11 protein-coding genes and 1 rRNA gene are annotated in these 14,648 nt (G+C 73.4%); 6 read left to right on the top strand and 6 right to left on the bottom strand.

Annotated elements, in window-relative coordinates; translation table 11 throughout:
• Positions 1-9: 9 nt before the first annotated feature.
• Positions 10-3,147 carry a sacsin N-terminal ATP-binding-like domain-containing protein gene (locus QSK21_RS16795; protein ID WP_285696827.1) on the bottom strand — a complete coding sequence of 1,046 codons (3,138 nt, stop codon included), beginning with the start codon at positions 3,145-3,147 and terminating at the stop codon, positions 10-12.
• Between the two features lie 73 nt (positions 3,148-3,220).
• Complete coding sequence (locus QSK21_RS16790) at positions 3,221-4,051, bottom strand: DUF3027 domain-containing protein (protein ID WP_285697081.1); 831 nt, start codon at positions 4,049-4,051, stop codon at positions 3,221-3,223.
• A gap of 258 nt (positions 4,052-4,309) precedes the next feature.
• Here QSK21_RS16790 and QSK21_RS16785 point away from each other — a divergent pair, with 258 nt between their 5' ends.
• The gene (locus QSK21_RS16785) at positions 4,310-5,869 is read left to right on the top strand and encodes an MFS transporter (protein ID WP_285696826.1); all 1,560 of its coding nucleotides are present in this window, start codon (positions 4,310-4,312) and stop codon (positions 5,867-5,869) included.
• A gap of 36 nt (positions 5,870-5,905) precedes the next feature.
• Here the strand turns inward: QSK21_RS16785 and QSK21_RS16780 are convergent, their stop codons facing one another.
• On the bottom strand, positions 5,906-6,301 hold the full coding sequence (locus QSK21_RS16780; RefSeq protein WP_285696824.1) for a cold-shock protein: 396 nt from the start codon (positions 6,299-6,301) through the stop codon (positions 5,906-5,908).
• A gap of 167 nt (positions 6,302-6,468) precedes the next feature.
• Complete coding sequence (locus tag QSK21_RS16775; protein WP_285696823.1) at positions 6,469-7,152, bottom strand: HAD family hydrolase; 684 nt, start codon at positions 7,150-7,152, stop codon at positions 6,469-6,471.
• A 378-nt stretch (positions 7,153-7,530) separates the two neighbouring features.
• Here QSK21_RS16775 and QSK21_RS16770 point away from each other — a divergent pair, with 378 nt between their 5' ends.
• Complete coding sequence (locus QSK21_RS16770; protein WP_285696821.1) at positions 7,531-8,010, top strand: hypothetical protein; 480 nt, start codon at positions 7,531-7,533, stop codon at positions 8,008-8,010.
• Between the two features lie 33 nt (positions 8,011-8,043).
• Here the strand turns inward: QSK21_RS16770 and QSK21_RS16765 are convergent, their stop codons facing one another.
• Complete coding sequence (locus QSK21_RS16765; protein ID WP_285696820.1) at positions 8,044-8,535, bottom strand: GNAT family N-acetyltransferase; 492 nt, start codon at positions 8,533-8,535, stop codon at positions 8,044-8,046.
• Between the two features lie 169 nt (positions 8,536-8,704).
• Between QSK21_RS16765 and QSK21_RS16760 the strand changes: the two genes are divergently transcribed.
• From QSK21_RS16760 to QSK21_RS16745, 4 genes are all read left to right on the top strand, one after another.
• A complete protein-coding gene (locus QSK21_RS16760; protein WP_285696819.1) occupies positions 8,705-9,340 on the top strand; it encodes a TetR/AcrR family transcriptional regulator in 636 nt (211 codons plus the stop codon).
• Positions 9,341-9,588: 248 nt separating this feature from the next.
• On the top strand, positions 9,589-11,982 hold the full coding sequence (locus tag QSK21_RS16755; protein WP_285696817.1) for a helicase-associated domain-containing protein: 2,394 nt from the start codon (positions 9,589-9,591) through the stop codon (positions 11,980-11,982).
• Between the two features lie 141 nt (positions 11,983-12,123).
• Complete coding sequence (locus QSK21_RS16750) at positions 12,124-12,552, top strand: hypothetical protein (protein ID WP_285696816.1); 429 nt, start codon at positions 12,124-12,126, stop codon at positions 12,550-12,552.
• Between the two features lie 174 nt (positions 12,553-12,726).
• Positions 12,727-14,379: a DNA repair helicase XPB gene (locus QSK21_RS16745; protein ID WP_285696815.1), complete on the top strand. Its 1,653-nt coding sequence runs from the start codon at positions 12,727-12,729 to the stop codon at positions 14,377-14,379.
• A 181-nt stretch (positions 14,380-14,560) separates the two neighbouring features.
• On the opposite strand, the gene rrf is transcribed toward QSK21_RS16745, so the two are convergent.
• Positions 14,561-14,648 (bottom strand): 5S ribosomal RNA (gene rrf, locus QSK21_RS16740); the annotation flags it as partial.

The raw sequence follows: 14,648 nt of genomic DNA, 5'->3' as shown, positions 1-14,648 counted from the left end.
GGCTGAGCGCTAAGGCTCGTCCAGGTCCGCCTCGGCCTGGAGGGTCGGCAGCGCATCGGGGTCGCGCAGCAGCGTCTCGGCCAGGAGCCTGTCCTCCCACCGGCCCGCCGCCCACGCGAGCGCCCTGGCCAGTCCCCACGGGCCGTCCGCGTGGATTTCACCGTCGTCGCCGTACCACCAGGGGACGGCCTGCCCGTCCACGACCAGGGATTCGTGCTCGACGTACGACCCGGGCGCCTCCGGCAGGACCGCCCGTACCGCGGGTGGAACGGCGCGCCGCTTTCCCGCCGACTCGACCTCGCCGGGGATCTCCTCCCCCGCCAGGGGCAGGTCGAGGAGTTCGGCGAGCGTCCCCGCCCGGCCGCCCGCGGCGATCACCAGCGGCTGGCCGGCGAGCAGCGGCAGCGCGTCGGGACGGTCCAGGACGAGCGCGTCCACGGCGTCGGCCACCTCCGCCTCGCCGTCCACGATCGCCCGGACGCGTTCCGGCGGCTCCACACCGTCCCCGCCGGCGGTGGACGCGTCGGCGAGGGCCGTCCACAGCGCGCTCAGGTGCTCCCTCGGGACGCTACGGGACGGGTCGCCGAGGCGTTCCAGCAGTTCCCGCGCCCCGTCCGGCTCATCCAGCAGCTCGGCCAGGGAGGTCCGGACGCCGAGGGCGAGAAGCAGTTCCCGATCCTTGGGCGCGCCCGCCGGGACGGGGTCGTACAGCCCGTCGAGCAGGTCGTCGCCGTCCGGCCCGCCGAGACGGAACTCGCCGGGGCGCCGCCCGTCCAGCACGGGGTGGGTGCGCAGCCACCAGGCCGTGTAGGAGGGGACGGCAACGCGCCGCCCGTCGTGCAGCAGCACGTGGGCGGGCTGGACGATCGCGGCACGCCAGGGCGGCGCGGCCAGCAGGCGCAGCGCCCGATCCCAGTCCCCGACCAGCTCCAGGTCCCTGACCGCCTGGAACTCGGGAACGATCGGCGGCACCTCCTGCGGGCCCAGCCGTTCCAGGACGTCCTCGGCCCACGCGTCCTCACCGTCCAGGTCGTACTCCTCGGCGAGGTCGGCGAGCGCGGACAGGCCGACGTCCTCGGCGTGCGCGAGCGCGAACCCGTCCAGCACGCCGGCCGCCGCCAGCGGTCCGGTGCCCCACCGCTCCACCGGCTCGTCCGCCACGACGCCGAACGGCGCGTCCGCCGCCATCAGGTCGCGCAGCGGGCTGCCGGGCAGGAGCAGCTCACCGGCCGGGTAGAGATCGCCGTCGGTGCCGGGCAGCGCCAGCCCCGCCAGCCACGGCTCCTCTCCCGGCTCCAGGCCCGCCGCCGCGACGAGGCTCAGCACCGCCGACGCGATCTCCTCCGGCTCCTCGGCCTCGTACGACCCCTCCACGGCGGCCCGCACGGCGGGATCGGCGAGAACGGCGCGCGGCCCCGCCTCCACGGCGCCCAGCCGGAGCAGCAGCGGATGCACCGCGTCCGGGTGCACGAACCGCAGGCCCAGAGCGCCCAGCCCGGCCGGGTCGACGCCGTCCGCCGCCACGAGGAGGCCGCGCGGCCCGCGGACGACCCGTACGTCGCGTCCCGGTTCGTCCCCCGCCGCTGCCTCCGGCGCCAGCGGAACGGGCAGCGCGCCCAGCGCATCCGTGGGGGCGTCCGCGAGCGCCGCGTACAGGCGCCGCCACCAGTCCGGGGGCCGATCGAGCGCGGCGAGCTCGTCCACCACGTCGGCCAGCTCCACGCGCCGCACACCCAGCGCGTCGAGGGCCTTGTGCCGCACCGGCCATCCGCTCGGCAGCAGTCCCGGGACGACCGCCTCGCCCGCCAGGAGATCGATCAGGGGGAAGGGCGCGTCCAGCGCCACCGCGTCCCGTCCCCGCACCCGGGTCTCCTCCTCGCCCGGGACGGGCAGCAGCGGCACCTCGGGGACACGGGACCGGATCGCCCTGCGGATCCGCGCGTCCAGCTCCCCTTCGGCCACCGGGCCGGGGACCAGGTCCAGCAGGCGCGGAGTCGCCGGCAGCCCGCGTAGCAGGGACGTGTACGCCTCGGCGGCGCGCTCCACCAGGAAGTCGGTGAGGGGTCCGGGCGCGACATGGCGGCGGTCGGGCGCGAGCGGGAAGGACGCGATCAACAGGGCGGGCAGCCCCAGCCGCTCGTCGCTGGGCGTCGGGGCATGCACGACCCCCGGCACGCCCTCGGGAAGCCCCGCGCCGGCCTCGGGAAGCCCCGCGCCTGCCTTGGAAACGGGGGCCGCCCAGCGGACCTGCCAGCCGGGACGGCCGCGCTCCTCCACGGGACGATCGGCCAGCAGCTCCGGCGGCGCCTGGCCGTGCGCCTCCGCCGTCCGCCACGGCAGCCCGTCGATCACCACCGTCCCGTCCGATTCTTTCTCGGCCGTCAGCGTCCTGACGCGGACGCCGCCGACCTCGATCTCGACCGTGGTGAGCGCGGGCAGGGCGAGCAGCAGCGCGGGACCCGCCTGCTCAAGCTGCGCCCGCACGGACGCGACGGCCGCGGCGTCACGCAACGGCAACCGCACGACCGTGTCGAACCCCTCCGGAACCTCCGCCTCCGCCGCCGTCGCCGGAACCGCGAAGGGCAGCCGCAGCACCGGCACCTGCCCCCCGCGCCGCTCCAGCTCCCCGGCCAGCGAGGGGACGTCCCTCACCAGCTCCTGAGCCCGCTTCCGGGACCACTCGACGCCCGCGCGTCCGGGAGGCCCCGCCTCGGCGGGCTCCAGGGCCGGGACGGCCGAGACGATGGACGGGGCGTCGCTGACGGCGATGACGGCGGCGAAGCCCACGCCGAAGCGGCCCGTGGTCTCCGGCTCGTCGCGCTTGGCGGACGCCCGCAGCGTGGACAGGGACTCCACTCCGGCGGCGTCCAGGGGCCGGCCGGTGTTGGCGGCGGTCAGGACCGGCGGGCCGTCCCCGCCCCCGTCGTCCAGGACGAGGCGGAGGCGGCCGGGGACGCCCGCGCGCACGGCGGCGTCGGCGGCGTTCTGCGCCAGCTCGATCACGACCCGGTCGCGGTAACCGCCGAGGGCGTAGTCCTCCTCCGCGTTGGCGTCCTCACGGAAGCGCGCCGGGGACTCGGCCCACGCCCGCAGGACCCGTTCCCGGAGCGCCCCGGTGCCGAACGGATCGGAAGCCGTGCCGGTCACGCACACCCCTCACAAGAACGATCATCATCATGGCGGCCGGTCATGGCGGCCGAGGGGCACGTGCGGGGCCGGGTCAGCTGTGCCCCAGCGTCTCCTCGGCCTCCAGGTCACGGGGGCTCTCGACCTCGCTGGCCCGTTCCCCGGCAGGCTCGGCGGCCTCGGCCTCCTGCTCGGCGGCCTCCGCGTCCCGCTCGGCCTCGGCGTTGCCGGTCGGGACGATGTCGTAGCCGAGCTCGTCGATCACCGGGGGGCCGTGCTCGGACGCCGGTGGGATCACCACCGCCTCGGAATGGGCGCCGCAGCCGTGGTCGGCGGAGACCACCCGCCCGTCGTCGGGAGCGTACTCGTTGGCGCACACCCCGAAGACCTGGCGGAGCTCACCCGCGAGCGACACGAAGAAGCCGCAGGTGGAGCACTGGGCCGGGGCGGAGATCGCGATGGGCGCGCGGGGGCCGGCGATGCCCTCGTACCAGCGCGTGGCGGCCTCGTCCCGCCCCTGCCGGGACAGGACGCGGGGACGGCCGAGGCCGAGCTCCCAGTGGGTCGCCTGGTCGATCGAGTCGTCCACCTCGGTGAAGCCCGGCGCGAGCCGGACGTCGTCGGAGGGGGTCGGCAGCAGGTCGCCGGGCCCCAGGTCGCCGGGACGCAGCCGTTCGAGCCACGGCACCCATTCGGGCGCGAGCAGCGCGTCCTCGCCGGGAAGCAGCACGACCTCGTCGACGGTCACCTGCTTGGCGCGCGCCGCCCTGGCGACCGTGACCGCCCAGCGCCACCCCCGGTACGCCGGGTCGAGGCAGTCGAAATAGTGCGTGACCACTCGGTCTCCCTCGGCCCTCAGACCGAGATGCTCCCCGACCGGCAGGGGGCGCGCCGTCTCCTCCGCCGCCTCGCGTGCGAGGTCGATCGCGTCCGCAGCGGCGGCGTCGACGGCAGGGGTACGGGTGCGGCGCGCGGGCCCGCTGGTGGCGCGCGCGGTGGAGGAACGCGCGGAACTGGACTGACGGAGTGGGCTCACGTTCCAATTCTCGCCCATGCGATGGCGTGGCCGCGCACATCACCCTCCCCTTTCCACCCTCCCCATTCGTTTCCCTGCGGGGTGACGGCGTCACGGCCCCGGGAACGTACCCTGCATCGTGTGCCCAGGTCTTCCTGCTGGGGAGGGATGAGCCTGATGGGATTGCGGGCGGGGACCGAGGCGGCGGGGCGAGCCCTGCGCACCGGCGCGCGCCGCACGGCTCGCGCCGCGCGGTCGGCGAGCCGTGGCGTCCGCGGTGTTGGCGGGCTCGCCCGGCGGGTCGCCCACGCCCAGGGCGCGGGGCAGAGCGGCCTGGGACGCCTGATCGAGATCTCCGCGCTCAACTCGGCCGGGGACGCGATGCTCACCGTCGCCCTGGCGGGAACGCTGTTCTTCGGGCTGGACGTGGAGCAGGCGCGCGGCCAGGTCGCGCTCTACCTGCTGGTCAGCATGGCCCCGTTCGCGCTGGTGGCACCGCTGATCGGGCCCGTTCTGGACCGGATGAGCCATGCCCGCAGGTTCGCGATGGCGGGCACGTTCGGCGCCCGCGGCCTGCTCTGCTGGGGCATGGCCGGCGCCGTCCTCCACGGGGACGAGATCACCTTCCTGCCCGCCGCCTTCGGGGTGCTGGTGCTGTCCAAGGCGTTCGGCGTGCTGCGCGCGGCGGTGACCCCGCGGGTGCTGCCCGACCAGATCACGCTGGTGACGGCGAACGCCCGATCCGCGTTCGCCGGGCTGATCGCCGCCTCGGTCACGGTGCCGGTCGCCGCCGCGCTGGGCACGCTGATCGGCGCCGACTGGCTGCTGCGCCTGGCCACGGTGACGTTCCTCGCGGGCGCCCTGTTCAGCATGGGGCTGCCCCGGCACGCCGACGTCCCGGAACCGGAGCCGGAACCGGAGGCGGAGGCGGAGGCGGAGCCCGAGGCCAAGCCGGGGCTGGAATCGGGCGGCGACTCGGGCGAGGCCCACGAGGGCGGGCGGCGGCGCCGCCGGCCGCGTCCGCTTCTGCGGGTCGGGCCGGTGGTGGCCGAGGCGATGCTGGCCAACGCCGCGCTGCGCGCCTTCTCCGGCTTCCTGATCCTCTATCTGGCCTTCCTGCTGCGCGAGGAGTCGTTCGAGCCGGTGTCCGGCAACGTGGCGCTGGGCCTGCTCGCCGCCGCGGCCGGGGCCGGCGGCATGGCGGGCACCTCGCTGGGCGCCTGGATGAAGGCCCGCGCGCCCCGTGCCATCGTGCGGAGCACGCTGGCGTTCGTCACGGCCGCCGCCGCGGTGGCCGCCGCCCTGTTCGGGCTCTGGGCTGCACTGGGGGTGGCGGCCGCGGCCGGTCTCGGCCAGTCCCTCGGAAAGCTGTCCATGGACGCCGTGGTGCAGCGCGAGATCGGCGAGGACGTGCGGTCGTCCACGTTCGCGGTCTCCGAGACCCTGCACCAGTTGGTGTGGGTGCTCGGCGGCCTGTTCGGGCTCGGGCTGTCGATCGTCGCGGACGGGCGGCCGGCGATGTCGATCGTCGCGGCCGCCCTCGCGGCGGCCCTGGCGCTGCTCGTCCTCCAGGATCGCCGGAGGAAGGCCACGCTTCGCGCGCGCCACCGGGAGTACAGGGAGCAAGGGGAGCGCGGGGAGCCGAGGAGGAAGCGCCCGGCGCGCCGCGCCGACCCGCACCCGGCCGAAGCCCACCACGGCGAACCCCATCCCGGCCCCGCCCCCTAGACCGCCTGCGCGACGTCCCGGACGGGCGGCCCGCGGTCAGGGGTTCAGGTCGTCGGCCACCGCGCGCAGCACCGTCGCGATCTTCTTGGCCTCGCCCGGAGACGGGTGCTTGCCCCTGCGATAGGTGTTGGAGATCCCGTCGAGCAGCTTGATCAGGTCCTCGACGATCACCACCATCTCGTCGGGCTTCTTGCGGCGGGCCTTGGCCACCGACTTCTCCACCGACGGCAGTGTCTCCAGGACGCGCACCGACAGGGCCTGCTGGCCGCGTCTCCCCTCGACGACCCCGAACTCCACGCGCTGCCCCGGCTTCAGCGTGGAGACCGTACCGGGAAGCGCGGAGGAATGCACGAAGACCTCACCACCGTCATCGCGGGTGAGGAAGCCGAAACCCTTGTCGGCGTCGTACCACTTGACCTTGCCAGTGGGCACGGGAGACCTCGTTCAGCTCTCGTCCTGAATTGGGCTAAAGATTAGTGCCTCGCCACGAAGCGGTGAAAGCGACGACCGCTGCGAGCCGACGCACCGAAGCTATCGGTACACGACCGGGGCGGCACCCGAATATCCGACGGTTCGGACGGATCCGGCGACCACCCTTCTCATCCCGGTCTACCCCCGCCGGTGGCGAACGTGCCGAGCCAGCCGGGGAAGGCCAGCAGATCGGGAAGGACCACGTCGGCCCCATAGGAGGTGAGCGCGGCGGCGTCGAACGCCCCGGTGGCGACGGCGACCGAGACCGCCCCGGCTGCGCGTGCCGCGTCCACGTCGCCCGTGTGGTCGCCGACGTAGGCGGACGCGCCGTGCAGCCGCAGCGCGACGGCCTTCTCCGTCCCGAACAGGCCGCCCACGACCCCGTCCACGGGAAGGCCCAGGAACCGGACCGTGCGCTCGGTGTCGGCCTGGTTCTTGCCGGAGACCACGACGACGCGGGCCCCTTGCGCGCGGACGGCCTCCAACGCCTCCGCGGCGCCCGGCATCGGGACGGTGGCGGGCACCGCGATGCCCGCGTACAGGGCGCGGTAACGCTCGGCCATGGCGGGGACGTCCGCCGGCGGGAACCAGTAGGCCAGTTCCGTCTCCAGCGGCGGGCCGATGCGCGCGACGACGGCGGCGACGTCGATGGCGACGCCGGTCTCGGCGGCCAGCGCCTCGTACACCGCTCCGATCGCGTCACGGGTGTCGGCCAGCGTCATGTCGAGATCGAACCCGACCACCGTCCCCGGGCGCCCGGTCGCCTGGACGGGTCCGATGTCGGCAATTCGCGTCGCATCTGGCTCCAGCACGTTCCACAGGGTAAAGGGATAGGTATGGCGGCTTTGCCACGCGGGTGTGCCTGCTGGGAAGCCGGAGCGCCGCGGGCGGCCACGACGCTCCGGCCGCTGGGCAGGGCATCGCCCGGTCTGCCTGGCCGTACATCGGATGCCCGTGCGCGGACGTGCACCCGCGCTCCCCCGGTAGTGGCGATGCGACGGGATCCGAGTGAGGGAGCGCGGGAGTCTTGTGCGTGATCAGTTGTGGTTTATACGTATTCGAAGCTGTAATTACGCACTGTCCGAAACGTTCTTTCGTTGAGGGATATACCCCCGTCCCTGGCCACGAACCTCCGACCAGGCAAAACACCGGGCTCGACACCACCACGACACTCCCAAGAGGGCACCGCCATGGCCGACGACCATGACCGACCTACGGACCAGCAGACCAGTGAGGCCCCCGACACGGCGGCCGCCGGCGCCGCGACGGCCGTCCCTCGACCGCCCCGCCACGCGTCGCGTATCGCGTCCCCCATGCCCCCGCCCGGAGGGGACACGGGTCCGGCGGCGAAGGCCGAGCCGGGCGCGAGCAGGCTCGGCGCCGTGCGCAAGCGGGCCGCCCGCGTCCTCACCACGGCCGTCTCCGCCGTCACCACGGTGGTGGTGGCGACGCTCGCGGTGCACATCGTGTTCGTGGCCTTCGAGGCCAATCCCGCCAACGAGATCGTGAACACGGTCGCCGAGTGGGCCGAGGGCATGGCCTGGGAGTTCAAGGACGTCTTCCAGCCCTCCGACCCCAAGGTGGGCATCGCGGTGAACTACGGCCTGGCCGCCGTCGTGTACCTGGTGATCGGGCGGCTGCTGACCGGCCTGGTCCGCCATCTGGACTGACCGGTCCGGCCCCGCGGCGGGGCGCGGCGCGTGTCAGCTCATCAGGTCGCGGCCGGGGAACCGTACGGTCTCGAACGGCCAGGCGGTGACCACCCACTCGCGCACGAACTCCTCCAGCTCCTTCTCGATGCTGGGGTCCTCCTCGTCCGCGCGCACCCAGAACACCACCACGGCGTCGGCCGAGGGCGAGTCGGACGGGGCGACGTGGATCCGCCCGAGCTGCCGTTCCTCGTCCGGCGTCATCACCGCGTAGCTGAACGAGCGCCGTAGCTGCCCCTCCTTCTGCAGCCACGCCACGTCGATCAGCGCCTGCTCGAAGGTGAACCGGCCGTCCGGCCACCCCCACTCCGGCCCGAACCGGCCCTCGAGTTGTTCCAGGCTGCCCCGCACCGCGTCGTAGTCCTTCACGACGTCATGGATGGCGATGGGACGGATCCGGAACCTGGGCCCGGCGACCAGGGTGGGCACGACGAAGTCCTCCGGCAGGAAGGTCCCCCGACCTCCCTTCCGCGGAGTTACGAACATCGTCACCCCTTCCGGCGGACGCCCCTTCCGGCGACAGGGACGTCGTCCCAAGAACTGTAGCCGCCCGCCGTCCGGTGCGAGCCGCATCACGAATTCGGGCGCGCCGTAGCGCGTGGCCGGAAACCCCGGGCCGCCATGCCGTACTGTGCTGTCGGAGGACTCAACGACCATGACGATGACCACGCGCGAGCGGATCGTGAGCGAGTCGCTTCGGCTGTTCGCCGACCGCGGCTACGCCGCCACCTCCGTCGCGGAGATCGAGGCCGCGGCGGGGCTGTCGCCCGGGGCCGGGGGGCTGTACCGGCACTTCCGCTCCAAGGAGGAGGTGCTGGCGTCCGCCATCCGCGAGCACATCGAGCGGACCCGCAAACAGATCAGCGACGTCCTGCGGCACGCCACCGCCTACCAGGACCGGCCGCTGGAGATCCGGCTGCGGATGACCTGCCAGGCGGGCCTGGCGAAGATGCGCGAGGAGCAGGACCTCGTCCGGGTGCTGTTCCGCGACCTCGACCAGTTCCCGCATCTGATCGCCGAGATGCGCGAGGGGATCGTCAACCCGCTGTACGACGGGATCGCCACCTGGCTGTCGAAGCAACCGGAGTACGAGGGCCTGGACGAGGACTGGCCGGCGATCGCCTCGATCCTGGGCGGTGCCGTGGTCAACTACTGGCTGGCCAACGAGTCGCTGTACGAGCCCCCCACCCGCATAGACGAGACCCGGTTCGTCGAGGCGTGGGCACGGCTGGGCCTGGGCCTGGTCACCGTGGACCGCGCCCCCGCAACCGACACCCACGCCGCTAGCTGATACCCTTCGCGAGCCGACACCCTCCGCTACTGACACGGTTGCGCACCCGCCAACCGATAAGCGCCAACCGATAAGCGCCCGCACGCCGGCCCCTCTGGATCGCCTCCACCCAGCCCGCCCGCGTGTGACCCAGCCAGATGCGCCGACCCGCATCGGGCACGCCCAGCGGCTCCTACCCTGGTGACAGGCGCCCGCACGTTCACCTGCAAGCGCAGGCGTACGGACACCGCCACGAGGTTGGGAGAGGGATGGAAACGTTCGCGGACTGGCTGCGCGCACGCGAGGACGCTGCACTGCGCGCACTGCTGACCGCGAGACCGGAGCTGGTCACGCCCGTCCCCGCCGACCTGACCGCGCTGGCGGCCCGCGCGGGCACACCCGTCGCCATCTCGCGCGCCCTCGACCGCCTGGACCGTTTCACCCTGGCCGTCCTCGAGGCGCTGCTGGTCCTTCCCCGTCCCGTGTCGCCGCAGAATCTCGCCGACGCCATGGACGCCACCCAGGACGATGTGCACCAGGCCCTCAAACGCCTCGAACTGCACGCGTTGATCTGGGAGAACGGAGGCGGCGGCGCGTTCGCCCCAGCGCCCGGGGTCCGGCCGCAGCTCCCGCATCCCGCGGGCCTGGGACCGCCCGCACGGGAGGTCTTCGCCGGCTACACCACCGAGCGGCTGGCCGGGATCATCACCGACCTGGAGGGCGAGGAGCCGCGCGGGTTCGCCGACTCCGCAAGCCTGCTGGACCGCCTGAGCGCCCTTCTCACCGCCCCCGAACCGCTCATCCAGGACGCGGGCCCCGAAGCCAGGGACGCCCTCCTGCAACTCGCCTGGGGCCCTCCCGTGGGCCGTGTGGCGGACGCCCGGCGTCCCGTACGGGTCGGAACGGCCACCACCCCCATCGAACGGCTCCTGGCACGCGGGCTCCTGGCCGCCGAGGACGACCGGACCGTCACCCTCCCCCGGGAGGTCGGACTCCACCTGCGCGGGGGCAGGCTCTTCCGGGACGTCCCGGCGCACCCGCCCGAACTCACCGGAAGCGTCTCCACCCCCGGCGGCGGTGACGGGGACGAGCTGGCCGTCAGGACGGCCGCGGGAGAGGCGTTCACCACCGTACGGCTCGTCGAGGAACTTCTGGAGCGGTGGGGCACCGAGCCTCCGCCCGTCCTGCGCAGCGGCGGCCTCGCGGTGCGCGACCTGCGGGCCGCCGCGGCCCTCCTGGACGTGGGCGAGTGGCGGGCGGCGCTGCTGTTGGAGGTCGCCCATGCCACCGGGCTGCTGACCCGCAGCGGCACCGTGGACGGCGAGTGGCTGCCCACGCCCGCCTACGACCTGTGGCTGGCGCGCGACACCGCCGGACGCTGGACGGAGCTGGCCCGGGGCTGGCTGACGTCCGACCGCGTGCCCGGCCTGGCCGGTGAGCGCGACGACCGCGACCGGGTGATCAACGCGCTGAGCGAGGCCACCGTGCGCAGCAGCGCGCCCGCCGTCCGCGCCGCCGTCCTGAACGTCCTCGCCTCCGCCGACCCCGGCCTGGCGGTGGACGAGGAGTCGATCCGCGCCCGGCTGTCCTGGCTGCATCCGCGCCGCACGGGCGCCCTGCGCGACCGCCTGATCGGCTGGACGCTGCGGGAGGCCGCCGCGCTGGGCCTCACCGGCTTCGGACGCCTGGCCCCGTACGCGCGGGACCTCCTGGACGGCCACGACCCGGAGCCCGGCCTGGAGAAGCACCTGCCGGAACCGGTCGACGAGATCGTCATCCAGGCGGACCTGACGGCGGTCGCGCCCGGCCCCCTGGTCACCGAGCTGGCCCGGGAACTGGCGCTGTCGGCCGACGTCGAGTCGACCGGCGGCGCCACCGTGTACCGGTTCACGCCCACCTCGGTCCGCCGCGCCCTGGACGCGGGCCGTACCGCGGCCGAGCTCACCGAGCTGCTGTCGCGGCACTCGGTGACGCCGCTCCCGCAACCCCTCACCTACCTGATCGAGGACGTGGCGCGCCGCCACGGGCATCTGCGGGTCGGCTCGCTGGCCTCGTACGTGCGCGGCGACTCGCCCGCCGTCCTCGACGAGATCCTCGCCGACCGCCGCTCGGGCGCGCTGCGCGCCCACCGGCTGGCGCCGACCGTCCTGGCGTCCGCGCTGCCCCGGGGCGAGCTGCTGGACGCCCTGCGCGGGATGGGCCTGGCCCCGGTCGCCGAGGAGCCCGGCGGCGGGATCATCATCACCCGCCCGGACGTGCTGCGCGCCGACCCGCCGCCCACCGCCGAGATCGTCCGTGTCAGGCCGGGCGGCGACACCGCCGACGACTCCGTGATCGCCGCGGCGGTGCGGGCGCTGCGGGCCGGGGACGAGGCCGCCCGGCACGGCGCCGAGCAGGCCCGGCGGCGCGGCGACGCGCCTTCCGGCGAACCGCCCCGCTCACCCGCCGCCGCCACCGTGGAACGGCTGCGCGCGGCCGTCCAGAGCGGCACCCGCGTCTGGATCGGCTACCTCGACCAGCAGGGCCAGTCCTCCAGCCGCATCGTGGAGCCGGTACGGGTCGAAGGCGGCTTCCTGACCGGATACGACGCCACCCGCGCCGCCGTCCACCGGTTCGCCCTCCACCGCATCACCGGCGTCGCCGAACTCGGCGAGGACTCCTGACGCACCGGTCCGGCGAGCGATACGGATTCGCCACGGGATCGAACCAACGGCTAGCCTGCACGGTCCAAGTACCTAAGCGGCATTCCGCGAAAATCCGGACAGCCCTGGGGTGTGGCGCTCCGGCGGTACGGGAGGTGGCCAATGAGCGGGTACGACGAGCAGCCACCCGCTTGGAACGACCCCTACGGGCCGGATCCATACGGGCAAGCACAGGGCTGGAACGACCCCAACGGCCCCGGCACACAGCCGAGCTGGGGCGCCTACGGCCAGCCCTCCGGCTACGGCCCTCCAGGCGTACCCCGATCCGGCGGCGGCGCCCCGGGATCCACCATCGCCGCGTTGATCTGCAACGCCGTGGCCACCGGGATGTGCTGCAACCTTCTGGCGATCCCCGGCATCGTCACCGCGGCGCTCGCGATGAGCCGAAGCCAGACCGACCCCGACAGCACCCGCACGCTCACGACCTGGAGCTGGGTCATCTTCGCGGTCGCCCTCGTCCTGCAGATCGCCCTGTTCATCGTCATCGGCGTCCTGGACGCCGCCGACGGGCCCGACTACGACGGCGTCTAGGCGGCCACCGCCCCCGGGGGGAAGAGCGAACCGTTCCGCGCCGTTGGTAGAAGTGGCCGCGTTACCCTGCGCTGCGCACGCCCCGCCCTCGGGTAGCGTGCAGCACCTGACGCCCAGGGGCCGGGACGGGCCAACGGGCCATCCACACCGAACGCCTGATGGGGGCTGCCTGCCGTGTCCGACGGACCGCTCATCGTCCAGTCCGACAAGACCCTGCTGCTCGAAGTCGACCACGTCCTGGCCGACGAGTGCCGCAAGGAGATCGCACCGTTCGCCGAACTGGAACGGGCACCCGAGCACATGCACACGTACCGCATCACCCCGCTGGCGCTGTGGAACGCCCGCGCCGCCGGGCACGACGCAGAGCAGGTCGTGGACACACTCCTGAAGTTCTCCCGCTACCCCGTCCCGCACGCCCTGCTGGTGGACGTGGCCGACACCATGGCCCGGTACGGGCGGCTGCGCCTGGAGAAGCACCCGTCCTACGGCCTCGTCATGCACTCCTCGGACCGGTCCGTCCTAGAGGAGGTGCTGCGGTCCAAGAAGCTGAAGGGCATGCTGGGCGAACGGATTGGGGACGACTCGGTCATCGTCCACCCCAGCGAACGCGGCGCGCTCAAACAGAACCTGCTCAAACTCGGCTGGCCCGCCGAGGACCTCGCCGGGTACGTGGACGGCGAGGCGCACGCCATCTCCCTGGTCGAGGAAGGCTGGACGCTGCGCTCCTACCAGCGGGACGCCGCCGACGCGTTCTGGCACGGCGGCTCCGGCGTCGTCGTCCTGCCGTGCGGAGCTGGCAAGACCATCGTCGGCGCGGCCGCCATGGCACGGGCCGAGGCCACCACGCTGATCCTGGTCACCAACACCGTGTCCGCCCACCAGTGGAAGCAGGAACTACTGCGCCGCACGTCCCTCACCGAGGACGAGATCGGCGAGTACACCGGCACCAAGAAGGAGGTCCGCCCGGTCACCATCGCCACGTACCAGATCATGACGACGCGGCGGAAGGGCGCCTACACCCACCTGGAACTGTTCGACGCCCGCGACTGGGGCCTGGTCGTGTACGACGAGGTCCACCTGCTGCCCGCGCCGATCTTCCGGATGACCGCCGACCTCCAGGCCCGCCGCCGCCTCGGCCTCACCGCCACCCTCGTCCGCGAGGACGCCCGTGAAGGCGACGTGTTCTCCCTCATCGGACCCAAGCGTTACGACGCGCCGTGGAAGGACATGGAGTCGCAGGGCTGGATCGCACCCGCCGACTGCGTCGAGGTCCGCGTCACCCTCACCGACTCCGAACGGCTCGCGTACGCCACCGCCGACCCCGACGAGCGCTACCGCTTCTGCGCCACCACCGACACCAAGACCCGCCTCGTACAGGCCCTCGTCGACCGCCACCGCGGCGAGCAGACCCTCGTCATCGGCCAGTACATCGACCAGCTCGACGAACTCGGCGAGCTGCTCGACGCCCCGGTCATCAAGGGCGAGACCCGCGTCCGCGAACGCGAACGCCTCTTCGACGCCTTCCGCGCCGGCGAGATCGGCGTGCTGGTGGTGTCCAAGGTCGCCAACTTCTCCATCGACCTGCCCGAGGCCACCGTCGCGATCCAGGTCTCCGGCGCGTACGGTTCCCGGCAGGAAGAGGCGCAACGCCTGGGACGCCTGCTGCGTCCCAAATCCTCAGGGCAGACCGCCCGCTTCTACGCCGTCGTGGCCCGCGACACCCTGGACCAGGACTACGCCGCCCACCGCCAACGCTTTTTGGCCGAACAAGGCTACGCCTACCGCATCATCGACGCCGACACCGTCCTCTCCGGCGACGAATTCTAGGCAGACCGCCTTCACCGGACTTGGACTAGGTCGTTGATCAACCCCAAGGCCCTCAAGCCCGCGCTCGCCGACCACCACTGACCGCTACAGCACACCGCCACTCAACGGCGGGCCCGGCAGCTAGAACGCCACAATAAAGAGGAGGGCCCCGCCGTTTCCGGCGGGGCCCTCCCTAATATGAGTCCGGCGGCGTCCTACTCTCCCACACAGTCTCCCATGCAGTACCATCGGCGCTGGAGAGCTTAACTACCGGGTTCGGAATGGGACCG

It is taken from the genome of Actinomadura sp. NBRC 104412 (assembly GCF_030269515.1).
Classification (GTDB): domain Bacteria; phylum Actinomycetota; class Actinomycetes; order Streptosporangiales; family Streptosporangiaceae; genus Spirillospora.
The sequence above is the reverse complement of the archived record's forward strand: the minus strand, read 5'-3'. Positions and strand labels throughout refer to the sequence as shown.

Coding starts and splice junctions, on each gene's coding strand:
- QSK21_RS16785 (WP_285696826.1), top strand. CDS start 4,310: ATGAGCCTGATGGGATTGCGGGCGGGGACCGAGGCGGCGGGGCGAGCC.
- QSK21_RS16770 (WP_285696821.1), top strand. CDS start 7,531: ATGGCCGACGACCATGACCGACCTACGGACCAGCAGACCAGTGAGGCC.
- QSK21_RS16765 (WP_285696820.1), bottom strand. CDS start 8,535: ATGTTCGTAACTCCGCGGAAGGGAGGTCGGGGGACCTTCCTGCCGGAG.
- QSK21_RS16760 (WP_285696819.1), top strand. CDS start 8,705: ATGACGATGACCACGCGCGAGCGGATCGTGAGCGAGTCGCTTCGGCTG.
- QSK21_RS16755 (WP_285696817.1), top strand. CDS start 9,589: ATGGAAACGTTCGCGGACTGGCTGCGCGCACGCGAGGACGCTGCACTG.
- QSK21_RS16750 (WP_285696816.1), top strand. CDS start 12,124: ATGAGCGGGTACGACGAGCAGCCACCCGCTTGGAACGACCCCTACGGG.